Genomic DNA, 24,826 nt, shown 5'->3' on the forward strand with positions numbered 1-24,826 from the left:
AGGCGTTAATTGCTAAGACTTATTAGTAAAAAGCCACTCTATGAGAGTGGCTAACACACTGGAAAGCTAACCTGAGTTATTTTACCCGGTTCTTTTTATGTAGGGATATCTAGACACATTAAATTGAGTAGAAGTAGTAAAGCTGAGACTTCATTCTTAAAATGATGCCCCGTATCACATCCAGAAAACCAAGGAACGCGATGGGTTTTTCTCCACTTATCCAAGCAAGCCCGACAGCACCAACAGGGATATCATAGCCAGCGGTTTCATACACTTTTAACCGTACAAAGTGATGTTTATTGTTTAGGTTTTTGCCTGTGGTCGCTCGCACAGATTGATCTAAGCCGAGTAATGTTCCTTGTGATTCACCTGTTGCTTCAATGATCCCTTCTACTTCTGCGGCGAAGACATGTCCTGGGTATACCGAGGTGGAAAATTCAGCGGGTTGACCAGGCTTGATATTGCGGATCGCTTGATGATTGACTCGCATTAAAACGTACTTTTCGTTGGTGTACATTTGTATTCTCGGCACCCGAGATAAAAGCTGACCTTCACGTAAAATAAAGTTGGTGACAAAGCCATCACTAGGCGCGGTGACTTGAGTGCTGTCGAGATCCCATTTCGCTCGTTCAATGGATTCATCTGCGGCTTTCAAGTCATTGTTCCTGCTTTCAACCGCTAGCTGTGATTTATTGATAGCCAAAAAGGCTTTCTGAGCATCGATTTTCTTTTTATCGAGTTGTGAACTAATGGTATTGACTTTGTGTCTTGCCATCTCAACAAGACTGATTTGCTTGTCGATGTCGCTTTCAGTGATGGTATTACTCACCGCTGAATTTTGTTCTTGATAGCGCTTGAGCATCTTTGTCTGCAATTGATAGTCAACCGATGCCGAACGAAGCTGACTCTTTGATGTTTGTACACTTTTTAGCATCGAGTCATAATTGGATTCAGCGATGTCAACATCCTGAATAGCACTGTCATAGGCGCCTTTTGCAATATCACGCTGAATCAGTGATTGATCAAAAGCAATTTGATATGGCTTGGGATCAATTTCGTAGATGAGTTGCCCCTTTTCTAATTGCTGGTTGGGCTTAATATGCAATTTAATGATTTTTCCAGAGACATTGGACGAATCTGGACGCAGTTGGATATGTGGCGCTTGTACTAAAGAACCGCCGGATAAATCCATAGGGGTGTAATTGATGAGTCCGACCCAAACGAAAAGTAACCAACTGATTCCGCCAATATAAGCAAAGCCTTTGGAAAGCTTGTTCCACGGCATACCAACTAGGCGTAGTAAGTAGATAAATAAAGCCCATACCGCTAACCCTTCTAGCATGCTGTATCCTCCACGTTGTCGTGTTTACCTAACCAAATGTCTCTCAATCGAATGATGGCTTTTTCCATATCCACAAACGCGATGATAACGGCGATGACCCACACCCAGTGCCAGACAAAACCAATCCAAGTGAGCGTGGTAATTAAGCCTAATTGATGATGATCATGGCGATGAGCCTTATTGATAGGCAGGTCATGAATACGCCAGAAGCCATAAATAGCGGCGCTAATAGTGGCGACTAGCATCACGGCGGACACAATGTGTAGTGCGGTATCGGCTCCTGTCCCCACAAACGGGACACTTAATAAACTCATTGTTTGCTCTCTTGTTCTTACGAAGAGTGCAGAGTCTATGCGACTACGAAATATTGATTTACAAAATGATTGATTTCATCAAAAATCATCAATACTTGATTGAATTGATGCTAGTGGTGAAGGGGATGTTCGAAAATGTTCATTTTGTACGTGCAATAGCGATTAAAGGGTTGATGGAAGGGTTGTACGCCACATATGGTGTTAAAACCGCGGTGTTTGGCATCCCTAGTTCCGTATTTGATTCTTCAATGACTTTAATACCAGTCTCTGTTCTTAATCACTACTACGAAAATATCGAGGCGGTGACGGGTGATCCTGACGCAGTCCTTAATTTGGTGCGTAGGGGAAACTTAGAGCAGTTGGGTTCTATCAGTCGTTGGTTTTTTTCTGGCCATGATTTAGCGTCTGCCATTCGCAGAATTAATTTTGGAGTGACCTGTATTCAGTCGGGCGCTTTCTTTAGGGGAGAAGCTGTTGGGCCATTAGTTAAGTGGACCTACTTAAATGATTCGATTTCAGCTCGGGGAAAAGTGCACGATGGCATTCGAGTGGCTAATTTTATGTGCAATGTACTGATGCGTTATCTGGGCAGTCAATTTACGCCTGACCGTATTTGCATACCGGGATCACGAGTCAACACTCAAAAGTATCAGGAGTATTTTGGCTGTCCCATTGAGTGGGGGCATAACCAAGTTGAAGTTTGGTTACCTAACAAACTCCGCCTTGAAGGGAGTAAAGTACCATCCATAGCGGCTGATAAACTATCGATGAGTTTTGCCGACCTTGATAATTACCTGAACATGCCTGATCCACAAGATCATATGAAGGTTCTGTATGAAGTGGTGAACTACGCCCGTCATTCTGGCCTGCCGACGTTAAAGCGGGTGTCTAGTCTTTTGTCTTTATCTGAGCAGCAATTGCAGCGGAGGTTGCAATCTTCAGGGTTGAATTTTACTTCGATTGTGGGGTTTGTTCTCTCAGGAGAAGCGGCAAATATGATTGTTCTCGGGATGCCCTTTGAACAGATCGCCTCTCGTCTCGGTTATCGTAATCTGACAAGTTTTAGTCGTATGTTTAAAAAGTACCGCGGTATCACCCCTACGCAATATCGTCAGAATTACCTGTCGGCATACTAGAAAAAGGGAACGTCACTAATGATGGTGAGGGTGAAATGACGCGATGATGTCGCGTCATTTCATTTGAATATTGGGCTTGAGGAGTGGTTAGTTTCTGCGTATTTTGATTATCCCAATCTGACAGAGTGCGGTTGTCGCATCCCATGACTCCGGCACTGATAAATACTGCTAGATAAAACACAAAGGCAACCATTTTTCGGCTGTGCCGTGCTTTTAACCGCTGCGGCTGGCTATTTGGTTGAGACGTTTTCATATTCACCTTCGATAGTCGCTCCAGAGGCGGCGTCTTGGCGGAATTGTTGGTTGTTTAATTGTTGTTCCATCTGCTTTTTAATACGGTTGCCAGTAATAAATGCGGCGATGGCCAGTGGGATTGCCATTAGCAAACTGAATATCATCGCAAAGAAACCAATGATCAACGCGCTAATGGTAATAAGTAAGTTTTTCATAGTAACCTCTGATAAAAAGCGAGTAGGGGGATAGCATACCGCCCTGATTCTGAATCAAACATGAACAACTGGATACGGTTTGTATTAATACTGTGAAAGTGGGTGTTTTGGTTAATCGGATATTGGTCGCATGAGTCGTGAGAAGATCAAAAAAGCTGCACGAATGCAGCTTTAGAATTATTTGCGGGATTTACCTAATACTCATGGTTGGCATAAAGCCTATAAGCACGGCTAGTCACCTAAAGGTTGGCGATCACTGCCTGTTCGATGCGAATCGAGAGCCAGTTTAAGCCGTCGCAGGCGATCTCGGGAGCGACGTTTGTGATTCACCGCCAACTCCATAGAAAGCACGTCGACCAACGCTAACATGGCATAGCGAGAAGCGGATGGCTTATAAATAAAATCCGTTTCTTGGTGAATGATGGGCAGCACTATGTCGCAGGTATTTGCCAATGGAGAATCGGCTGGTGTAATCGCGATCAATTTAACACCATATTCTTTTGCAATCACTGCAGATTCAATCACTTGTGGTGTATGTCCCGTAGCCGAAATTAACACCATCACATCATTTGGATCGGCGGTCGCGGCAACCATACGAGTCAGCAAGCCATCATTATAGGCAACAACCGGGTAGCCTAAGCGAAACAGACGGTGCTGTAGCTCTTGCGAGGTAATAGTGGATCCGCCGCCCACACCGATTGCTATGACTTGTCTTGCAGAGTGAAGCATGGCAACGGCTTGGGTAATATCTTGCTCATTGATTAGCGCTCGGTTGATGTCGAGAGCTTGTTTAATCGACTCATAAATACCTTGGTGGCTAGTATGATCGGGCGGCTCAATAATGAACCGCTGGCCAACGGCGAGAGACTGGGCAAGCTTAATCTTGAGATCACGAACATTAATGCATCCAACCGCTTTTGCGAAGCGCGTAATGGTCGCTTCACTGACATTAGCCTGTTGAGCTAACTCGGTGATGCTGGCGTTAGCTGCACTACTGACATCATCCATCACTAAATCGGCTACTTTTTTTTCTGCATCACGAAGCGCACTATAGCGCTCAGTTATTTGCGAAATAATATCGACGTCTACATTCACAGTTTTTTCCTTAGAAAGCCGTTTCAACCCATTGTTCTACAACGTGTTCATCATCACTGATGGCAATATAGCGCCACTTGTCAAACGTTAGGCATGGATGCGAAGTTGAAAACGCTATCATATCACCAACTTGGATATCGGAGTCAGTTGGAATCTCCAAAAATGTATGTTGATCCATGACATTAGTCGTGGTGATACCATTTACCGGTAGTGCTTTCCCGTCACGATAGCGGCGTTCAGCGGTTGGCAGTCCAGCGTCAAAGGCGACATCCCGTTTGCCCAATCCAATCACGGCTTTATTGGGTTCAGGTCTTGAAATCACGTAAGCCCAGACTTCAAGGGAAGAGGTAAGGTCACCTCCTAAATCACAGGCAAAACCACTATTTTTTTGCGCTCGTGCCATGACTTTTTCTTGTGCTTCCAGATAAATACCCGTGTCATGGATAACATAACAGCCAGGGCGAATGATGGCTTCAAAGTCATCGAGGTTTGCCAGCGTTTCTGCAACGACGTCATACCATGCCGACCCAGCTCCAGTGAGAATGGGTAGTGAGGGAAGAAGCTTATCGCTGAGTAACTGGCGACCTAACTGGATGGTGGATGTTAATAGGTCACGAACTCGTTGCTCTTCATCTCCGCCATGAATAACGCCTTCATAAACTTCAATACCAACGAGTTTGACGTTGGATTTTGCATCGATGTATTGCGCTAGCGTAATGACATCATCGTGGTTTCTTACCCCACATCGACCGCCTTCCACGCCTAGTTCAATGAGTACGTTAATCGTTTGGTTTTTTGCCGCAAAGAAGGTATTGAGTTGCTCAACGTTGGTTTGGGAATCAACACAGCATATGACTTGGCTTTCCGTCTCTTCGATTAGGCGAGAAATGATCGCCATATTGGTTTTGCCGACAAGCTGGTTCGCCATAATAATATTAGTCATACCGCTGTGAGCGGCTATTTCTGCTTGTGGTGCGGTGGCAACGGTAATCCCCCAAGCGCCTTTCTCCTTTTGTTGCTGGAAAAACGCGGGTGTCATGGTGGTTTTCCCATGCGGACATAGCTTTACGTTATGGTGAAGCGCAAATTGTTGCATCCAGTCCATGTTGTGTTCTAGAGCTCGCTTATTGATGACGGCAACCGGCAAGCTAATGTCCTCGTTAGTCACGTAGTAACGGTGCTCTTGGTGAGAGGTAATAGGTAATCCTTTCATGCCTCTAATGGATGAGAAATCCATTAGTTTGTGATTGTTTCTATCATTCATAATATTTTTCCCCGGACAAGAAATGTTAGATAACTTAATGTAAGTTGTTGTTTTTAGTGATTTGATTAAGGGTATATTAGATGTTGTGTTAGAAACTATCAAACTTCATGGTGATAATTGTGTGTTTGGTCACTGAAATGTTTAAGGATAGTTTCTAACATAGGCTTCGTGAAATGAATGGGAATAAGAGAGATGACTATGTTGTTCGACATCATTATAAAAAACGTAGAAATTGTCGATGGAATGAGCTCTAAAGCGTATTTTTCGGATGTGGCAATTCTTGGTGATCGAATTGCTGAGATTGCACCAATGGATGCAGGGTTAGCTAAGCATGTTATTGATGGTCAGGGAAAAGTGCTTAGCCCTGGTTTTATTGATGTTCATACCCATGATGACACGAATGTTATTCGCTACCCAGAATGTTTGCCTAAAATTAGTCAGGGCGTGACGACCGTGATTGTGGGAAATTGTGGCATTAGTGCGTCTCCGGCTGTGTTAGCAAATGATCCACCCGATCCGATGAACTTGTTGGGGCAGCAAAAGGATTTTAAGTATCCAACGTTTGGGCATTATGCCGATGCCGTGATGACGGCACAGCCAGCAGTAAACGTTGCTGCACTTGTCGGTCACACCACGTTACGAAATAACGTCATGGATGAATTGCTTCGTGAGGCAAGTGAAAGCGAGCTATTGTCTATGAAAGCAACGCTTTCGCAAGCGTTACAGCAAGGAGCGCTTGGTCTGAGTTCTGGTTTAGCTTATGCCAGTGCCAAACAAGCGACGGCTGAAGAAGTCATGAGCTTAGCTGAAGTACTCGCCGATCATGGTGGCATCTATACCACACACATGAGAACAGAGTTTGAGGCGATTTTAGAGGCGATGGAAGAAGCTTTTGAAACCGGTAAACATGCCAAGGTGCCTGTTGTTATTTCTCACTTGAAGTGCGCAGGCGCGGGAAATTGGGGGAGAACGGTTGAGGTTTTGGAGTTGATGGAGGAAACCGTCAAAAATCAGGATGTTTCTTGTGACTGTTACCCGTATTCGGCTAGCTCTTCGACACTCGATCTTAAACAAGTTACGGATGAAATTGATATTTTCATTACATGGTCGGAGTCTTTCCCTAAGTTTGCGGGGCAAATGCTAAAAGACATCGCAAAACAAATGGATTTACCATTGCTTGAGGCGGCAAAGGCATTGCAACCAGCCGGGGCGGTTTATCATTGTATGGATGAAGCGGACGTTGAGCGTGTTCTTAAGTACCGGTTGACGATGGTGGGTTCTGATGGTTTGCCGAATGACCCTCATCCGCATCCTCGATTATGGGGGACGTTCCCAAAAGTACTGAGTCATTATTGCCGAGATAGAAAGCTATTCTCGCTTGAAGAAGCGGTACATAAAATGACAGGGCTGTCTGCACAGCGATATAATTTGAAGCAGCGTGGAATAATTGAAAAAGGCGCATTTGCTGATTTGGTAATATTTGATAAAAATAGAATTAAAGACACGGCAACATTTGAAAACCCGATATCAGTTGCTGATGGAATAGATTGTGTTCTAGTTAACGGTAATATTAGCTATAGCAATAAAGAAGTTGCAAAAAATAGGTTTGGTCGATTTATTTATCGACATAAAGAGTAATATTGATCTAATCAATATTTAGGTAAGTAATTAATTAAGTATAATTTTTGGAGTTAAAATGACTATTAAACGTTACGGTGTTGAAGGTGGTGTGGGTACTGGTGGTCAGCATCTTCCGTTTGCGAGAGCAACAGAAGCGGGCGGTTTTCTTTATGTTTCTGGTCAAACACCAATGACCGATGGTGAAGTGGTCGAAGGGGGCATTATCGATCAGTCTCGTCTTGCTATCCAAAACTGTGTCGACATTATGGAAGAAGCAGGCTACGGCCTTGAAGATGTGATGCATGTTAAAGTTGTGCTGACGGATTCTCGTTACTTCCAATCGTTCAATAAAGTATTCCGCGAGTTTTTTGGTGCTAACCCACCGGCACGTATCTGCATGGTTTGTGACTTAGTCGTTGATGTAAAAGTAGAAGTTGATGTGACTTGCTATCGCTCAGATCGTGCTTAGGCGTTACTCCTATTAATATAATTAATGGGATGTATATTAAGTAACATTAGAAGGGCATGATGATGCCCTTCACATAACAATAAAAATTCACTTTGAATTAAAATTATTCAACCAATAAATGTTACTTTTAGATAATAACGTAAAACAATAAGTGGTTAATGCACGCCACAATTATATTTGGAGATGTTCAATGAACAGTACACTCTTTTTAACTGGTTTCGGAATATATGTGTGTTTTCTTATTTGGTTAGGGTGGTTTGTATCACGTAATCAAAAGTCTGGGGAAGACTTCCTTTTAGGTGGCCGCGGCTTACCTTTGTTTCTTGTTTTAGGTACCACGGTTGCCACCATGGTAGGAACCGGCTCAAGTATGGGCGCGGTCGGCTTTGGTTATGCTAACGGCTGGGCTGGTGCCTTGTATGGCATTGGTGGTGCGTTAGGTATTTTGTTGTTAGCTCTATGGTTTGCTCCTGTACGTAAACTCAATTTCATGACCATGAGTGAAGAACTGGCGTATTACGTTGGCGCTAATCGCGTGGTGAAAAATGTTGTTGGTGTGCTGATTTTTATCGCCTCTATTGGTTGGTTAGGTGCCCATATTCTTGGTGGCGGGATGTATCTCGCATGGATTGCTGATATTGATTTAAACGTTGCCAAAGTGATTATTGCCGCAGCCTTTACGATTTACGTTGTAATTGGCGGTTACACGGCTGTGGTTTGGACCGATACCATTCAAGCGATTATTTTGTTTGTTGGCTTTATTTTGATGGCAGTGATGTCAGTGCAGTACATCGGTGGTCTTGATAACCTTTATGCTGCGATGGACCCTGCCGCGACAAGCTTCCTAGCGATTGAAAAGTTAGGTGTAGTACCTGCTGTCTCACTTGCGGTTGTGATTGGTGTTGGTGTATTGGCTACGCCGTCGTTCCGTCAACGCATATACTCAGGTAAAGATGTTTCTACCATTCGCCGTTCATTTGTGATGTCTGGTGTGCTGTATCTATTCTTCTCCATCATTCCTGCCATTATTGGTATGGCTGCTCATGCGATTGACCCATCGCTAGAAAACCCTAACTTTTCATTCCCTTATGTAGCTGCGACGGTATTGCCGGTAGGCGTAGGTATGATTGTATTGATTGCAGGTCTTTCGGCTACGATGTCGAGCGCTAGCTCTGATGCTATTGCTGGTGTATCGATTCTTCTTCGTGATGTGTACGTGATGTTTACTGGACGTATGCCTAACAAAGAATCCATGCTGAACTATTCTCGTCTGGCGTTGATTGTGGTGATTGGTTTCGCACTGTTATTTGCGTTAACTTCAAACGATATCATTGGCTACATCACGAAAATGATTTCAACCGTAATGTCTGGGATGTTTGTATGCGGCATGCTAGGACGTTTCTGGAAGCGTTATAACTGGCAAGGTGCCATCGCGACTTTGATAGGTGCGTCATGTGCATCATTCACGGTAATGCTAAGCCCAGCATTGACAACGTATTGGGGCAACCCGGTCATTCCTTCTGTGTTAGTTGCGACGCTAGCCGGTGTGGTTGTGAGTTTGCTGACTCCTGCTAATACGGTTACTCCTGAGCAAGCGCAAGCAATTCTCGATGCGGAAAGAGCACAGATGGAACTGAGTGATACCTCTGGTTCCACAATTAAGTCATCTCCTGTGACAGAGTAATTAAGCGGAATGGAGCGTTGCAAAACGCTCCATATTTTTCACCTATTTATCTTAGGTAATGTTCCTAAGCTATTTCTCCCAAGGTATAAACATGAAAATAGCGTTTTTTGGCGAGTGCATGGTTGAGCTTAGTGGTGAACCGCTGAGAAAAACATTCGGTGGTGACACGTTGAATACGGCTCTATATTTGGCTCGACTCGGCCAGCGAAGAGGCATTCAAGTTTCTTATGCTACTGGTCTGGGTGATGATCAGCTTTCATCTGACATGAAGTCACATTGGCAAGATGAACAGATTGAAACGAATTTGGTAGAAACCATAGTTGGTAAACAACCTGGCTTATATTTAGTCGAAACGGATGCGTCAGGTGAACGAACGTTTCTGTACTGGAGAGAAAACAGCGCTGCTAGACACTATTTTTCTTTGGTAGCGACAAAATTAGAGATCGCATTGGCGACGAATCAATTTGATGCTTTCTATGTCAGTGGAATTAGTATTGCGATTCTTGATGACTCCGCGAGAGAGCGATTACTTTCCGCAATCACGTCTTTTAAATCTCGTGGCGGGAAAGTGATTTTTGATAATAACTTTCGTCCACAACTCTGGAGCACTGCAGAAGCCAAACACTGGTACCAAGCCATATTGCCACATGTTGATATCGCGTTAATGACAGAAGATGACGACGTGATGATTTGGGGTAACGAGGAGTCGGTAGAGAGTCGTTGTCAACGTTTAGGTGTATCAGAGCTTGTGATTAAGCGTGGGCATGAGCCGTGCAAGGTTGTTGCAGATTTGCAGTCAGACGCTCCAACGGCAAGCTATGTTGCTGCGACCCTCGTTGCAAACGTAGTCGACACGTGCGCAGCTGGGGATTCGTTTGCCGCTGGATATTTAGCGGCTCGATTGACAGGTGAAAGTGGCGATGATGCCGCGTTATTAGGGCACAAATTGGCGTCTACGGTTATTCAACACCCTGGTGCCGTTATTCCGTTGGGTGCTATGGACCATTTAATATAAGAGAAGTGTAATGTCGTTAATAGATAAACTAAAACAATTTAAAGTAATACCCGTTATTCAAATTAACCATGTTGAACAAGCTATCCCGTTGGCAAAAGTATTGGTTGAAAATGGCTTACCAGTTGCAGAAGTCACATTTAGAACGGAAGCCGCTGCTGACGCAATCCGAGCAATGAGAGCAGCCTATCCTGAGCTATGCATTGGTGCGGGTACGGTGCTGACGACTGAGCAAGTCGATACCGCGATAGATTCCGGAGCTGAGTTCATTGTTGCTCCAGGCCTGAACCCGACAACCGTTAAGTACTGCCAAGAAAAAGGTATTGCCATCGTCCCTGGGGTTAATAACCCGAGTCAGGTAGAGCAAGCATTAGAGTTGGGATTGAGCTTTTTGAAGTTTTTCCCAGCCGAGGCTTCAGGTGGCTTACCAATGATTAAATCGTTGTTAGCGCCTTATGGAGAGGTCGCCTTTATGCCAACTGGTGGTATCAGTAAATCAAATATTAATGATTATCTCGCCATTGATCGCGTGCACTGTTGTGGTGGTACGTGGATGGTGTCACCACAATTAATTGATGACGAGAAATGGGATGAATTGTCGATCTTAGTTCAAGATGCCGTTAATTGTGTTAAATAGCTCGAGTAAAACAATCTAAATATTAGGTTATGTAAAGCATCCATTATAATTCATATGGCTGTTTTATAGGCGCAATTTACTTTTTTAGTGATGATCATTGCCGTATGAGTTTTATATGGCACGTCACGATATTGCTTTGATAGAAAATTATTATGAATAAAATTATACCTTCTGCATTACTTATATTAATGTCCTCTTCAGCATATTCGGCAACTACGTATCTTGATCTAAGACACGAATACCGAGATCCGTCAGACCGTCATCGTAGCCGAGTTATTTTAGGTCACCATTTTGATAACGGCTATGGCATTGAGATGCTGACCAATGTGAACCACGGGACTTACGGCGATAGCTTTGGCAGTAACTTACGTTTGTCGAATACAGAAGTGACTAACTACTACACCTATGCTGTCAATGATAACTTTGTTTTAAATCCCGGTTTAACCATGAACTTTATGAGTTCAAATACCTTTTATATGCCGTATCTAAAGCTAAATTATAACTTTGATAGTGGATTCTTTATTCACGGACGTTATCGATATGACTTTTCAAGTGCAGAAGCTAAAAATGCAGCAGGAGAAAACGAAACTATCCGTCGCAACCGTTACGATATGTGGACAGGATATAACACGGATAAGTATACGTTCTCTTATGCCTATACCTATTTCGACCAAATAACGAATCACCCTGGTGAGCTCGCTAATGGTAAGCAAACTGCGAGAGAGCATACGTTTAAGTTTTTATATAAATACTCTAGCTTCATGAGACCGTATGCTGAAATTGTTGATGCTGATAAAAATATTTATATTCCAGCGCCAAATACTGGCGAGACGGAATGGCGCTATAGAATTGGATTAAACTTTGTATTCTAAGGAAGTAAGAATGAAAAAGAATGTATTATCATTGCTCGTCGCTGGCTCATTGATGTCAGCAACGGCATGGGCGGCGGCACCAAACACGGATCTTAATTTGATGCCTTATCCACAATCGGTCGAATTGGGAACCGGTCAAGTTGAGCTAACAAAAGATTTTAGTATTTATATTAAAGGTTATCGTTCTGAGCGAGTTGACTTTACCGCTAAGCGATTCATTGAACGCCTAGAAAGACAAACCGGTTTGCCTACCTTAAATTGGAACGCTGATTCTGAGAGTTCGGCAACGTTTGTTATTGATATTGCGGATGCGCCTCAAAATGATGTGCAAGATATGGATGCTGATGAGTCCTACCAGCTAGTCGCGAAAAATGGTCAAATTACATTAAAGGCTAATCGTCCTTACGGGGCAATCCGAGGTATTGAAACATTGCTTCAGCTTGTTGTCACGGATGCAAAAGGCTACCACGTACCGGAAGTAAATATTGACGATGCACCGCGTTTCCCTTGGCGAGGGGTTTCTTATGATACATCTCGTCACTTTGTTGAAATGGAGGTTATTTTACGACAGCTTGATGCGATGGCATCGGCAAAAATGAACGTGTTCCATTGGCACCTATGGGATGATCAGGGCATACGTATTCAACTCGACAACTACACCAAGCTGTGGGAAGACACCACCGATGGTGATTACTACACCAAAGATGACATTCGCCATGTCGTTGAGTATGCGCGTCAGCGTGGTATTCGTGTTATTCCAGAAATCTCGTTGCCAGGCCATGCTTCCGCTGTCGCTCACGCTTATCCAAACTTAATGTCTGGTATGGGTGAACAAAGCTATGAACAGCAAAGAGAGTGGGGGGTATTCGAACCGCTAATGGATCCGACTAACCCTGACTTGTACGTGATGTTAGAGAGCGTGTTTGATGAGGTAGTTGAGCTATTCCCAGATGAGTACTTCCATATTGGTGGTGATGAGCCAAATTATAAGCAATGGCAAGAAAATCCGTCGATTCAAGCGTTTATCAAAGAAAATAAGTTGGATGGTGAACGTGGTTTACAATCTTACTTGAACGCGAAAGTTGAAAAGATGCTAGAACAACGAGGCAAAAAAATGTCTGGTTGGGATGAAATTTGGCACAAAGATCTACCAAAATCCATCGTGATCCAAAGTTGGCGTGGCCACGATAGTATTGGTCGCGCAGCACAAGAAGGTTACCAAGGTCTACTATCAACAGGTTACTACCTAGATCAACCACAACCAACGAGTTACCATTATCGAAATGATCCAATGCCTCAAGGCATTACCGTGGATGATCAGCTTCATGAAGGTGAACGTTTCGTTAGTTACCAATGGGAAAAGCCGCGTACCAAAGGTGGTCCACGTAAAGGTCTACTGACCATCATACAAGCAAAAGACGGTAAAGTTCGTGCATTCACAGACTACAATGGTAAATCACGTACTGAAGTTAACATCATCGAGTACACACCAGGGGAAAGCTTCCGTGGTCACTTTGACAACTTTATGTCGTATACCGAATTTAATCTTAATCTGTCAGGTGAGCTGTTGGCTGAAGGAAGCTACCAGTTAATTGGCAATGTTCGTTGGCCGACTACCGGTAAGATTGTCGCTTCTTCTGCTAAAGAAGGCTCGTCAATTCCAGCTCCAACTGGTGGATACCCAGCAGAGCTTACCGATGATGAAAAGGCCCTAATTCTTGGTGGTGAAATTACGGTATGGGGTGAGAACTATAACTCACTAACGGTTGAGAATCGCATCTGGCCTCGTAGTTATGTTATTGCAGAACGTTTATGGTCGGACGAAACGTTGACTGATGAAGCAAGTATGTATAAGCGTATGCGTGCGATAGATACATGGTCTGAGATCTCGGTAGGAATGCGTCATCATGCCAATGCACGAGTGCTAATTGAAAGATTGGCTAACGGGGCAAATCCACAGCCTTTGTTGACTCTGGCTGACTACACCGAACCAGCTCAATATTATGCACGTAACTGGGAGAAGTGGATTCAAACTGAAACTCCAGGTGATTTGTATAATCAACATGAGCGTTTAAATCGTTTTGCCGACGCACTCGCTGTAGAAAGTTATGCCGTCTATGAAATGAACGATTTAGTACAAGCCTATCAATTGGGTGATAAAACCGCACTAGATGGATTAGAACTGCACTATGTCAAGGTTGCGGCGGCAGCTGAAACTTCAGCCACGATTTTTGCTAATAACATCGCTTCTATCGATACGGTTGATGTAGCAAAGTCGACGGTTAGCATTGCACAGCTAGGACAGACTTTGATCGAGCGCGCACGCAATCAAGACACGCTATCTTCAGCAGATATTAGAGAGTATCAGAAGATGATCGATGCGGTGGCGGTGATCAAAGACGAAACGATTGTTGCGATTACAGTGCCAACGGAAAGGTTGCTTCATGCGTTAGCCAATAAGTAGCCACGTTGTTTAACTGGTATTAATTTGAGCGCTCCCATCGGGGGGCGCTTTTTTGATCAAGAGTTAGGGTAGGAGGACTTCTAAGTTGAATGGGGCAATTCAGTGAGTCAGTGAAAATTTGTCTATACACTCATCATTTAGTTTGTGATAGCGGTCTGATATACGGGTTGTACTGCTTGTTTCCGCTGACATCCAAGTGGAAATAGAGCACATATCGACTAGTTTTAAATGAATTAGGGTTAAGAGAATCATGATGCCATGCAACCACCACCTATTCCCGTCAACGAAGACTACAGAATACATCTTCTTCGCCAACTAAAGATCTTAGATACGCCGCGAGAAGAGCGATTTGATCGGGTGACCCGCCTAGCTAAACGTATGTTTAATGTTGATGTTGCATTAGTCAGTTTGATTGATGAACAGCGACAGTGGTTTAAATCAGGGGTTGGGATTGATGCTACCGAAACTCATCGAGATATTTCATTTTGTGGTCACGCGATACTCGGTGATGAACCATTTATCGTTCCGGACGCATTGGCTGATCGTCGATTCTGGGATAACCCCTTGGTAAAAGGTGATCCGAAGATACGCTTTTATGCGGGTGTGCCCCTCAAACTGACTGAGGGTGCTAGGGTTGGGACGTTGTGTATCATAGGACGAGATCCCCGCCACTTTACCGATCAAGAAGTACATGACCTCATTGACCTAGCAAAGTTGGCAGAAGGTGAACTGGTTGCCAATCTAAACTCTACCATCGACGAATTAACGCAGATCTCTAATCGACGCGGTTTTAATGAATTAGCAGACAAGGTGATCAGTAAGTGTCGTTTTCTAATGGAGCCATACAGCTTAGCGTATTTTGATTTGAATGATTTCAAGCAAATTAACGATACGTTAGGTCATTCTATTGGTGATGATGCGTTGACCTCTTTTTCTCGATTGTTAATTGATAACTTTCGAGACTCTGATGTCATTGCCCGTATCGGCGGAGATGAATTTGTGGTCCTAATGTCGGGCACAACCGGTATAGACGCCCGCTATCCTATGACTCGATTTGATGAAGAGATAATGAAGTTCAACAGCGCTCATCCTCGTATTTATCAACTGGGGTATAAGGTTGGGGTCGTGTCATGCTCACCGTTAGAAGACATTGACCACAATGAGCTATTGGAGCGCGCTGATAGAGCGATGTATCAATATAATCGCGACTAATACAAGCACGATTAACCCAAGCGAGATTAACGTGCTTTGAGCGCGCGGAGTAATCCTATTAGCGACGAAAAACAAAAGTTAGCGTGAGCGGGGATATTTGCTTCAATGTTCTCGTTGGCAATGAAACAGCTTTGACAACCCGCGTTTTTGGCTGTTGCAATGTCGTAGTAATGATCGCCTACGTAAAGTACTTCTTGTGGGGTGAGTTGCCACTGATTCATTAGATGATGTAACGCGTCAGGCGCCGGTTTAGGGGCAAACTCTTCCCTGGTTAGCAAGTGTTCGATGGGCAGTTGATGGGTTTGTATTTTGGCAGTCGCGGCCTGACGACAGTTTCGAGTAATCACCGCTGTGTAATATCTCTTTTGCTTTAACCAACTAATCAACTCGGCAGCACCGGGCATAAGTGTGCTGCTTACCGCGTCTTTAAGTTCGTATTCTCTGACAATATCGGTTAATCGTTTTTGTTCTTCTAGATCAAACTGTTTTAAATGGATCAGAAGGTCACGATCTTGTGGGCATTGGAGATGATGGCGTAGCTGCGTAAAGTCGATATCTGAAGAAATGAGAGTGTTGTCTAAATCAAATACGATCGCTTTAAGTTTATACAGGCTCAAGAATAGTGCACCAAAGCAGTCTTAGATGATTGCAGAATAGGTGAGCTTAATCGGCTTGGGTAGTTGTTGATGGTGTAACTGTGAGATTGCTACCCGTCAAAATGTTTTTTTTGCGGGTCAATAGCCAGTAAACTAGGCTGGTTATCTTTAACGCTTTGTTGGTCAAGAATTCGTATAGCTTGGTGAATATTAACCTCAACCAAGTTAATTAGGGATTGCATATCTTGGATACTAGGTTGTTGTCCGCTATTAAGAAATGCAATGAGCATAGCCAGTTTACTTTCAACCAACGTAAGATGAAGTTCGCTAATTTCACTTTGTAGCGATGTGAGGGTAGTCAATATTTCTGGTATAGCTTTCTCGGGGTAAACTTTTACTAATATATCGAGATACTTTTCTGCTACATCTTTAAATTGGGCTATCTGATTGATATCGATGGGAGAGATTGAATGCAAGTTTGATGTCATCCTTAACTCGGCTTCGGTGTTGCTAATCCCTGCTAACTTAGTTACGTCATGTCTAATTAAATGCAAGATATTGGGGTGAGTATTTTTCTTGGATGGAATCATCAACTGATGACGAAAACGTTGAAGCGCGTCGATAAAGCTCTCTTTTTGTAACGGCTTTGTTAGGATGTGGTTCGCACCTGCTGCCATAAAATTATCATGGGCTTCTTTAAAGACATCTGCGGTACATCCAAAAATAACGGTATTACATTTGAGCTGTTGTCGAATGATTTTAGTGGCCTCAATACCATCCATGACGGGCATATGGTTATCCATAATAATAAGGTCGTAAGTATTGTTGTGGACACATTCAACCGCAATCTCTCCATTCTGGGCGACATCAACCTGATGGCCCTGTTTTGTACAAAATGTTTTAGCTACCAGTGCGTTGACTTTATTATCCTCCACAAGAAGGATGTTTAGTGAACAGGCAATCGCTTGGTCATCAAGAGACACTGTTTTTTCATGAGCGGCTTGAACCGTTTGAATCGGTATCAGTTTTAGAGTAACAGAAAAGGTACTCCCCTTACCGATACTGCTAGTGACATTGACATCTCCCCCCATTAGATTAGCGAGCTGTTTGACAATTGCTAGGCCCAACCCAGTGCCACCAAACTGTCGAGTTGTTGATGATTCTGCTTGAATAAAAGGGTCGAATATTGATGCTAAGCGATCGGTGGGTATGCCTATGCCTGTATCGCTAATAGCAATCACGAGAGTTTCAACATTAGAGTGTTTGTTATTACGGTCGGATGCATCTCTACTCAAGGTGATGGTGACTCGGCCTGTTTCGGTGAATTTGATAGAGTTACTGAGTAAGTTAAAAATAATTTGACGAATTCTGGATTTGTCACCTCGATATGATTTTCCGGGAGATAGTTGATTAATCAATTGAAAATCGATGCCTTTTTCTTTACATAAAGAGCTATAGGTACTGACTATTGGGTCGCAAATATCTTCGATAGAAAAGTCTAAAACTTCCAGATCTAGCTTCCCCTCTTCAATCTTCGAAATATCGAGAATGTCATTGAGTAATGATAGCAAGTGATTGCCTGACTCTAGGAGGATATGTAGTTGCTGTCGATGCTGAGCATTCGTTACCGAGGATTCAAGAATTTGGGCCATTCCTAGGATGCCGTTGAGCGGTGTGCGTAATTCGTGGCTCATAGTGGCAAGGAACGTAGATTTAGCGCGATTAGAAGCATCTGCTCGTTCAACAGCATTTTCGAGGCTTTTTTGAAGCTGTTTTCGTTCGCTGCTGTCGCGTTCGACAGCAATAAATTGCTCGACTTGATTGTTTGCGTCGAGAATCGGTGTGATGACAATATCAATCCAATACGGTTGACCACTTTTATTATAATTGATGAGCTCTGACTTAACGGTATTTCCAAGCTTGAGCTCTTTAGAAATACGGGTTACTTCGCTAGGCGAGGTCTCGTCACCTTGTAACATGTCACCAGGTTTTTTGCCGATAACCTCATTCAGGCTGAAGCCTGAGATGGCTTCGAATGCGGCGTTGACCCAAGATGTATTACCTTGTTTATCTGTGATAATGATCGCATCGCTTGCGTGCTCGACCACCATCGCGAGGTGAGAACGCTCTTTTTCTTTGACGAGCAGGTCGGCAATCAACTTCCTTTCTTTATACTGATGTATCAGCTGTTTTCTATACAAATAGCAGCCGATAGTTAGCAGTAATAAAAATGATGCAATGGAAATGTGGGCTTTGGTTGATAGTGAGCGCTCAAGCCAAAAATTATTGGTTTCATTCATGAGAACATGAATCTCGCTATCGACCAGTGCTAGTTTTTCCAAGCGAATACTATTTCTTACTCTATTATGAAGTTTGATATACCCGTCAAGTGCGAGTAGGTCGTTGTTCTGTTTCAATTCATTAGGAATATCAGCGATCGATCGTGCAAAATCTAGATATTGATAAATAGCGAGCTTGTCTTCGGTCGAATGTGTGTTGGAGATTAGATTAGTTTTGAGCACTTTAAGGGTATTACTTGAATACTCCATCGATACCTTTGCACTAAGCAGACGTTCTAGTCGTTGAGTAAAAATGAGGACGTTGTTTTTCACCTTCAGCGCATACGACACACTTTCTTGTGGTATTGGGCTGACAAAAGAGGGAAAGGCTTGGCTGTTGTGTGTAATGTTGTCATAAAGTTGTTCAGATAGTCGCTCTAACTCTACTAATTCTTTGGAAAATCTATCGTAGGTTTTAGTGGGACTATATTCAAATGAATATATTTCTTCGAGGCTATGAGTAATATTTTGGGATAGGGATAGAAATGCTTTTTGATAGGAATCACTTACGTAAGTACTAACGGCACTAACAATGAGCCAAGCCGCCGAAAGGAAAATAGCCATGATATACAGAAATTCGGCTCGGCGTTTTGTCAGTAATCGGTTACTCATTGGATGACTCCTTGAGATAGCTCCTCGAGATAGGGCGGGGCAGGCGCGGAAAGTGAGTGTAAAAATGCGCTTATTTCTATGACGGTGCTAGCATCTAACTCTTGACCAAGTTGGATCTTCGCCATGGTAATGATGGCATCTTCTAGCGTTAAGCTTCGTCCGTCGTGAAAGTAGGGGGGAGTGTTGGCCACGTTACGAAGGCTTGGAACGCGAAATACGTTTTTGTCAATTTCAATGCCTGTTATGTTGTAGCGACCTAAGTCTTGGCTTTGAATACTTGTTTCTTTTACATTACCAAACTTTTGAAATAAGTTACCGCCAACATTTGTACCTTGATGGCACACAATACAGCCCAAAGACTGAAATTTTTGCCAGCCTTTTTCCGCTATAGGTTCGATGGCAATTTTGTTGCCTTTTAAATAATGATCAAACGGGGCATCCGGTGTAGTGAGAGACCCCATGAAGGTAACAAGAGATGCTTTAATATTAGCTAGGTTTATTTTCCCACCCCATACGATGTCAAATTGATCACGATAATGCGGTACGGATTCAACGTAATTGATGATGTTATCCCAATTCGTATCCATCTCTAGCGGATTGTGAACAGGCCCATCCATTTGGTGCTCGAGACTCGACGCTCTGCCATCCCAAAAAAATCGCGTGTTGTTTGCAATGTTAAACACTGTCGGAGAATTCCTAGTGCCTGCTCCTTTTACGCCCGTTGAGACTTTGGTCTTTTCTGCTCCATTGTCGAAAATATGATGGCAAGATTCGCAACTGATTTGGCCATTAGATGAAAGGTTAGGATCGATAAACAGTTGAAAGCCGATTTTAGCTATTTGTTTCTCTCTAGGGCTAAGTTGAGTTACCTCAATAGGAGAAATTAGCGGGGTTGGTTGCGCATCATATTTATCTGCGAGCGAATGATGTTCATGCTCTTCAAGTTGATGGAGAGTTAGGGGCGAGTTAAAACTGTGCAACAGCCATGCTGCAAAAATAATCAGAAAGGTTACAGCGACTATCCATTTCGCTAAATAGCTATTCATACCGCTCGCACTATTATTGGTTGTATTTATTAGTATGGGATACTTATTTGCCGCTTCAATATAATGTAAAAAAAAACTAAGAATAATGAACTTACGTTAAAAGATAGGTCTTATAGAGGGCTATTGGTTGCAATCCGTACTTTTACTCAATCACTGATATTTCAAGTTGAATTTTTGTGTCCACAATGTTGCTTTTTGCTTGGCTTGATGTAACGTGTACCATTAAGTAGTTATTGATTTTGTTAGCCTATAATAGTCTTAACTTTTATAAATTTTTATTTTGGGTGGTTGTTATGAAAACTCATTTACGTGTTCTTACTCTGACGGCGCTAATTGGCGTTGCATTGACTGGATGCAGTCCAGAACCAGAGAAGACAGTTGAAGCTCCTGTTGTACGTCCAGTAAAAACGTTGGTTATTGGGTTAGAGAATCAAAGTATGGTTCGCGAATTTCCCGCACGAGTTTTAGCGTCTGATCGCGCTGAAATGGCTTTCCGAGTTTCAGGCAAGGTCGATTCCCTTCCGGCAAAAGAAGGCGATGATGTGAAAAAGGGCACTGTCCTCGCTACACTGGATGATACGCGTTTTAAACTTGCAGTGAGAGATGCAAGAGCGACATTGCAACGTTTGCAAGCTGATTTCAAACGAGCAAAAGAGCTAATAAAAGATAACTTTATTTCGAAGAAAGATTATGAACAAATTCGTGCAGACTTAACTAAAGCGCAAGCTGGTTATGATAATGCCAAAACGCAACTTAGCTATACCAAACTTGTCGCCCCTTTTGATGGTTATGTTGCTCAACGTAGTATTCAAAACTTTGAAAACGTCGAAGCTAAGCAAGTCGTGTTCTCTTTTCAAAACTTAAACACACTGGAACTTAAGTTTGCAGTACCGGAAAAGCTGGTTAGAGAAATTCGTGATCAGCAAGCCGACGATCCAGTTGAAATTCCAGTATTTGCTTATTTTGATCGTTCGCGTGAAAAGCCATATCCGGTAGAGATTACGGAAGTCTCCTCTAAAGCAGACACGGATACACAAACATTTGAAGTCACTGTAACGCTGGAGGCGCCAAGCGATCAGAATATTCTTCCTGGCATGACGGGTTATGTGACAGCTGATTTTTCAAACTTGAATGATACGAAACGTACGGTTCAAGTTCCAAGTACTGCTGTTGTCAGTGATAACGCACACAACCCAACGGTTTGGGTAGTCAACGACGACAACACCGTTTCTCCTAAGTCAATTGAAGTGTCGACAATGTCTGGTGACCGCATCACGGTATTGTCCGGCTTAGAAATGGGTGAGCGCATTGTAACGGTTGGTGTTCCATTCTTAAACGAAGGAATGGAAGTAAGTCTGATGCCAGAAATCGATCAAGCTCAATAACTGTTGACTCAGCGAGAAGAGATGTTTTATGAATTTAGGTGAGTATTCAGTAAAAAATAAAGTCAATAGTTGGCTACTAGTGCTACTAATGACGGTTGGCGGAGTCTTGGCGTATTTTGAAATGGGTAAGCTGGAAGATCCAGCCTTTACTATCAAAGAAGCCAAGATCATTACAACCTATCCAGGCGCTTCCCCAGAGGAAGTCTATGACGAGGTGACGTATCATATTGAAGATGCGGTACGTCTATTAGGACAGGTTAAGCGTATTAAACGTTCGGTTACCCGTGAAGGGCTATCCGATATTACCATTGAGTTTAAAGATGAATACACGTCTGCAGAAATGCCGGGTATCTATGATGAGCTCAGACGTAAGATCGCCGATAATAAACACAAGCTCCCTCCGGGCGCAGGTGAGCCGCAAATCATTGATGATTTCGCCGATGTTTATGGTGGATTTTTAGCACTAAACGGCGAAGGGTATAGCTTCCGTGAGCTAAAAGATGTTGCAGATAACCTTAAGAAACAATTGGTACTGGTTCCTGGGGTACGAAAAGTCTCTATTGATGGTGATCAGCAAGAAGTTGTCTATGTTCAAATGTCTCGCAACAAGATGGCGAAGCTTGGCATTGACATGGCGACAATCGAAAAGTTACTGAGTTCTCAAAACTTAGTGTCAGATTCAGGCCGATTCCGTGTTGGCCCTGAGTTCATTCGAATCGAGCCGACGGGAAGCTTCAAACATGTTAGTGAGATTGAAGACTTACTGATTGCTAGTGATGATAAAAAACTCATTCGTTTGGGTGATATCGCAGAAGTTACTCGTGAGTATAAAGAAGAGCCGTCGAAACTTATTTACTTTAATGGTAAGCCGTCACTCACCGTTGGTATTTCGATGCTAAGCGGTAAGAATGTGGTAGAAGTTGGTGGTTTAATTAACGATAAAATCAAAAGCTTAGAGAATCAAATTCCTCTAGGTATGAACCTTGATATTATCTATAACCAACCACAAGAAGTTGACGCATCCGTTGCTGGCTTTGTGACCAATACGGTCGAAGCGTTGATCATTGTTGTTGTTGTGCTATTGGCCTTTATGGGGCTGAGAGTGGGTTTGATCATCGGTGCTGTACTGGTGATTACCGTCGCAGGTACGTTGGCAATTATGCACCTGTATGGTATCGAACTGCAGAGGATCTCACTCGGAGCCTTGATCATAGCGCTCGGGATGCTGGTGGATAATGCCATTGTGGTTGCCGAAGGCATGATGATACGTATTAAGCGTGGTGTTCCAGCAATGAAGGCCGCCGGAGAAGTTGTTGGAGCTAATGGCTGGGCACTACTCGGTGGTACTGCGGTAGGTATTCTAGCGTTTGCAGCTATCGGTATGTCCCAAAGTAATACCGGTGAATTTACCCGTTCACTCTTCTACGTTATTTTGATTTCTCTGTCATTGAGTTGGGTGACGGCGGTTTCAACGACGCCATTACTGTGTGCATTACTTCTTAAGAAAGAAGATCGCAAAGAGGGTGAAGAAGAGAAAGACCCATACGCTGGTGCGGGCTTTGTTATCTATAAGAGTGTCCTTCAGTTTGCACTTAAGCAACGAGCGCTGACCATCAGTATTATTTTGGCGATGTTTGTTGCATCTGTCTGGGGCTTTGGTTTTGTTAAAAGTGCCTTTTTCCCGAATGCAAATACCCCGATGTTCTTTGTCGATGTATGGGAAGTGGAAGGCAGCGATATACGTCAAACCCGTGATGACACTTTGAAGGTTGCGGAATTTATCCGTGAACAAGAGGGTGTTGAATGGACGGCAACCTTTATCGGTGGGGGGGCATCACGTTTCTCCTTGGTTTATACGCCTCAAGATACAACCAAAGCGTATGGTCAAGTTATTGTTCGAACTGAGAACCGTGAAATGATCGCTGCGCTGCAAGCGGACATTGATAAGTTCATGACGGACAATATCGATAGCATCGAGCCTAAAATTAAGAGCCTACGGATTGGTCCAGGACGAGACTCTAAAATTGAAGCGCGATTTGCTGGTCCTGATCCTGCGGTATTAAGGGATTTGTCCTCTCAAGCAGAAGCGATAATGCTTGCGGATCCAGAAGCGAAAGAAGTCCGTAACGACTGGAGACAGCCTGTTAAGTTGATCAAGCCTATCTTCAATGAGCAAGTAGCTCGTCAGCTAGGCATCACACGTACAGAGCTTACCGCATCATTACGAGCGGCAAGTGAAGGCTCGCAAGTCGGTATCTATCGTGATGGAGTGAGGCTACTGCCGATCTACTTCCGTACGGATGCGAGCGAACGTGAAAACGTTGCCCAACTGATGGATGCTCAGGTCTACAGTCCTGTACTAGAAAAAACGGTTCCAATTGCGCAAGTTGTCGTGGCTTTTGAGACCGTTTGGGAAGATGCGATGATTCGTGGTCGTGACCGATTGACGACGATTATTGCCTCGGCTAACCCAACAGGTGAACTTGCTGCGCCGTTATTTGAGCGTTTAAAGCCTCAGATTGAAGCGATTGAGTTGCCACCAGGTTATTCTATGGACTGGGGTGGTGAATTTGAAGATTCAGCGGAAGCGCAAGGCGCGTTGTTTAGCGCGATACCTGTATCGTTTATTATGATGATCATTGTAGTGGTATTACTGTTTGGTAAAGTAAAACAGCCACTGATCATTTGGATTACTGTTCCATTAGCAATTATTGGTATCACAGCCGGTCTGCTACTGCTTGATGGTGCATTTGACTTTATGGCTCTATTGGGCGCACTTAGCTTGATAGGTCTATTGATTAAGAATGCGATAGTCTTGCTAGAAGAAATCGATATGCAAGCGGAAGAAAAGTCGGTCTATGATGCAATCATTGACTCTTCTATCTCTCGTATGAGACCAGTAATGCTAGCGGCATGTACGACTATTTTAGGTATGATTCCGTTGCTAGGTGATGTGTTCTTTGTAAACATGTCTATCACGGTGATGTTTGGTTTAGGCTTTGCGACGATCCTTACGTTGGTGTTTATTCCTGTCATGTATGCCATCTTATTCAAAGCGAAAAACCCTGCATAAGTAGCGCATTACTTTACTAGGTAGAGAATAGGAAGCCGAGTCAGTTTCATTACTGACTCGGCTTTTTTTATGTGGTGACATGGGCAGGGTATGCGAGTGCAAGAGTCGCCTATTGTTTAATATTCAAAGGTTTATGTTTTCTAAAATTGGCTGTACGATGTACGATGTACGATGTACGGTAGATATGGCTTTTGCAAAGGATTGA

At 43.3% G+C, this 24,826-nt stretch carries 20 protein-coding genes; 11 read left to right on the plus strand and 9 right to left on the minus strand.

Annotation, left to right across the window (positions count from 1 at the left end; translation table 11 throughout):
* Positions 1 to 118: 118 nt before the first annotated feature.
* Together L4D05_RS12840 and L4D05_RS12845 are read right to left on the minus strand one after the other, a co-directional pair.
* Positions 119 to 1,342, minus strand: coding sequence for an HlyD family secretion protein (locus L4D05_RS12840; RefSeq protein WP_428794254.1), 1,224 nt, complete (start codon positions 1,340 to 1,342; stop codon positions 119 to 121).
* Positions 1,336 to 1,656 (minus strand): MFS transporter, encoded by a 321-nt coding sequence (locus tag L4D05_RS12845; protein WP_428794255.1) that lies wholly within the window; start codon positions 1,654 to 1,656, stop codon positions 1,336 to 1,338. The genes L4D05_RS12840 and L4D05_RS12845 overlap by 7 nt, the downstream gene beginning before the upstream one ends.
* Before the next feature lie 125 nt (positions 1,657 to 1,781).
* Between L4D05_RS12845 and L4D05_RS12850 the strand changes: the two genes are divergently transcribed.
* On the plus strand, positions 1,782 to 2,792 hold the full coding sequence (locus L4D05_RS12850) for an AraC family transcriptional regulator (protein WP_428753227.1): 1,011 nt from the start codon (positions 1,782 to 1,784) through the stop codon (positions 2,790 to 2,792).
* Here the strand turns inward: L4D05_RS12850 and L4D05_RS12855 are convergent.
* The 4 genes from L4D05_RS12855 to L4D05_RS12870 all read right to left on the minus strand — a co-directional run bounded on the left by L4D05_RS12855 (position 2,755) and on the right by L4D05_RS12870 (position 5,600).
* Positions 2,755 to 3,045 (minus strand): hypothetical protein, encoded by a 291-nt coding sequence (locus L4D05_RS12855; protein WP_428794256.1) that lies wholly within the window; start codon positions 3,043 to 3,045, stop codon positions 2,755 to 2,757. The genes L4D05_RS12850 and L4D05_RS12855 overlap by 38 nt on opposite strands.
* The gene (locus L4D05_RS12860; protein WP_428753148.1) at positions 3,023 to 3,241 is read right to left on the minus strand and encodes a hypothetical protein; all 219 of its coding nucleotides are present in this window, start codon (positions 3,239 to 3,241) and stop codon (positions 3,023 to 3,025) included. Before L4D05_RS12860 ends, L4D05_RS12855 begins: the two co-directional genes overlap by 23 nt.
* Before the next feature lie 231 nt (positions 3,242 to 3,472).
* Entirely contained in the window at positions 3,473 to 4,336 is an 864-nt protein-coding gene (locus tag L4D05_RS12865) for a MurR/RpiR family transcriptional regulator (protein ID WP_265674155.1), read from the minus strand.
* Positions 4,337 to 4,346: 10 nt separating this feature from the next.
* Positions 4,347 to 5,600, minus strand: a complete 1,254-nt coding sequence (locus L4D05_RS12870; RefSeq protein WP_428794257.1) for an amino acid deaminase — start codon at positions 5,598 to 5,600, stop codon at positions 4,347 to 4,349.
* 198 nt (positions 5,601 to 5,798) lie between these two features.
* On the opposite strand from L4D05_RS12870, the gene L4D05_RS12875 reads away from it, so the two are divergent.
* The 8 genes from L4D05_RS12875 (at position 5,799) to L4D05_RS12910 (ending at position 15,570) form a co-directional block, all read left to right on the plus strand.
* Positions 5,799 to 7,238 carry an N-acyl-D-amino-acid deacylase family protein gene (locus L4D05_RS12875; RefSeq protein ID WP_428794294.1) on the plus strand — a complete coding sequence of 480 codons (1,440 nt, stop codon included), beginning with the start codon at positions 5,799 to 5,801 and terminating at the stop codon, positions 7,236 to 7,238.
* 58 nt (positions 7,239 to 7,296) lie between these two features.
* Complete coding sequence (locus tag L4D05_RS12880) at positions 7,297 to 7,689, plus strand: RidA family protein (protein WP_265674154.1); 393 nt, start codon at positions 7,297 to 7,299, stop codon at positions 7,687 to 7,689.
* 190 nt (positions 7,690 to 7,879) lie between these two features.
* On the plus strand, positions 7,880 to 9,373 hold the full coding sequence (locus tag L4D05_RS12885) for a sodium:solute symporter family protein (protein ID WP_428753152.1): 1,494 nt from the start codon (positions 7,880 to 7,882) through the stop codon (positions 9,371 to 9,373).
* 91 nt (positions 9,374 to 9,464) lie between these two features.
* Positions 9,465 to 10,388: a sugar kinase gene (locus tag L4D05_RS12890; protein WP_265674152.1), complete on the plus strand. Its 924-nt coding sequence runs from the start codon at positions 9,465 to 9,467 to the stop codon at positions 10,386 to 10,388.
* Positions 10,389 to 10,398: 10 nt separating this feature from the next.
* On the plus strand, positions 10,399 to 11,022 hold the full coding sequence (locus tag L4D05_RS12895) for a bifunctional 4-hydroxy-2-oxoglutarate aldolase/2-dehydro-3-deoxy-phosphogluconate aldolase (protein WP_428794258.1): 624 nt from the start codon (positions 10,399 to 10,401) through the stop codon (positions 11,020 to 11,022).
* Between the two features lie 152 nt (positions 11,023 to 11,174).
* Positions 11,175 to 11,894, plus strand: coding sequence for an oligogalacturonate-specific porin KdgM family protein (locus L4D05_RS12900; RefSeq protein WP_428753157.1), 720 nt, complete (start codon positions 11,175 to 11,177; stop codon positions 11,892 to 11,894).
* 10 nt (positions 11,895 to 11,904) lie between these two features.
* Positions 11,905 to 14,358 (plus strand): family 20 glycosylhydrolase, encoded by a 2,454-nt coding sequence (locus L4D05_RS12905; RefSeq protein WP_428794259.1) that lies wholly within the window; start codon positions 11,905 to 11,907, stop codon positions 14,356 to 14,358.
* Between the two features lie 258 nt (positions 14,359 to 14,616).
* Entirely contained in the window at positions 14,617 to 15,570 is a 954-nt protein-coding gene (locus L4D05_RS12910; protein WP_428794260.1) for a GGDEF domain-containing protein, read from the plus strand.
* 26 nt (positions 15,571 to 15,596) lie between these two features.
* On the opposite strand, the gene L4D05_RS12915 is transcribed toward L4D05_RS12910, so the two are convergent.
* The 3 genes from L4D05_RS12915 to L4D05_RS12925 form a co-directional block, all read right to left on the minus strand.
* On the minus strand, positions 15,597 to 16,187 hold the full coding sequence (locus tag L4D05_RS12915) for an HAD family hydrolase (protein ID WP_428794261.1): 591 nt from the start codon (positions 16,185 to 16,187) through the stop codon (positions 15,597 to 15,599).
* An 89-nt stretch (positions 16,188 to 16,276) separates the two neighbouring features.
* Positions 16,277 to 19,117 (minus strand): PAS domain-containing hybrid sensor histidine kinase/response regulator, encoded by a 2,841-nt coding sequence (locus tag L4D05_RS12920; protein ID WP_428794262.1) that lies wholly within the window; start codon positions 19,115 to 19,117, stop codon positions 16,277 to 16,279.
* Positions 19,114 to 20,163, minus strand: coding sequence for a cytochrome-c peroxidase (locus tag L4D05_RS12925; RefSeq protein ID WP_428794263.1), 1,050 nt, complete (start codon positions 20,161 to 20,163; stop codon positions 19,114 to 19,116). The genes L4D05_RS12920 and L4D05_RS12925 overlap by 4 nt, the downstream gene beginning before the upstream one ends.
* A gap of 293 nt (positions 20,164 to 20,456) precedes the next feature.
* On the opposite strand from L4D05_RS12925, the gene L4D05_RS12930 reads away from it, so the two are divergent.
* Together L4D05_RS12930 and L4D05_RS12935 are read left to right on the plus strand one after the other, a co-directional pair.
* Positions 20,457 to 21,548 carry an efflux RND transporter periplasmic adaptor subunit gene (locus tag L4D05_RS12930; RefSeq protein WP_428794264.1) on the plus strand — a complete coding sequence of 364 codons (1,092 nt, stop codon included), beginning with the start codon at positions 20,457 to 20,459 and terminating at the stop codon, positions 21,546 to 21,548.
* 28 nt (positions 21,549 to 21,576) lie between these two features.
* Positions 21,577 to 24,621: an efflux RND transporter permease subunit gene (locus L4D05_RS12935; protein WP_428794265.1), complete on the plus strand. Its 3,045-nt coding sequence runs from the start codon at positions 21,577 to 21,579 to the stop codon at positions 24,619 to 24,621.
* Positions 24,622 to 24,826 lie beyond the last annotated feature (205 nt).

It is taken from the genome of Vibrio nomapromontoriensis (assembly GCF_050337205.1).
GTDB classification, from domain to species: domain Bacteria; phylum Pseudomonadota; class Gammaproteobacteria; order Enterobacterales; family Vibrionaceae; genus Vibrio; species Vibrio nomapromontoriensis.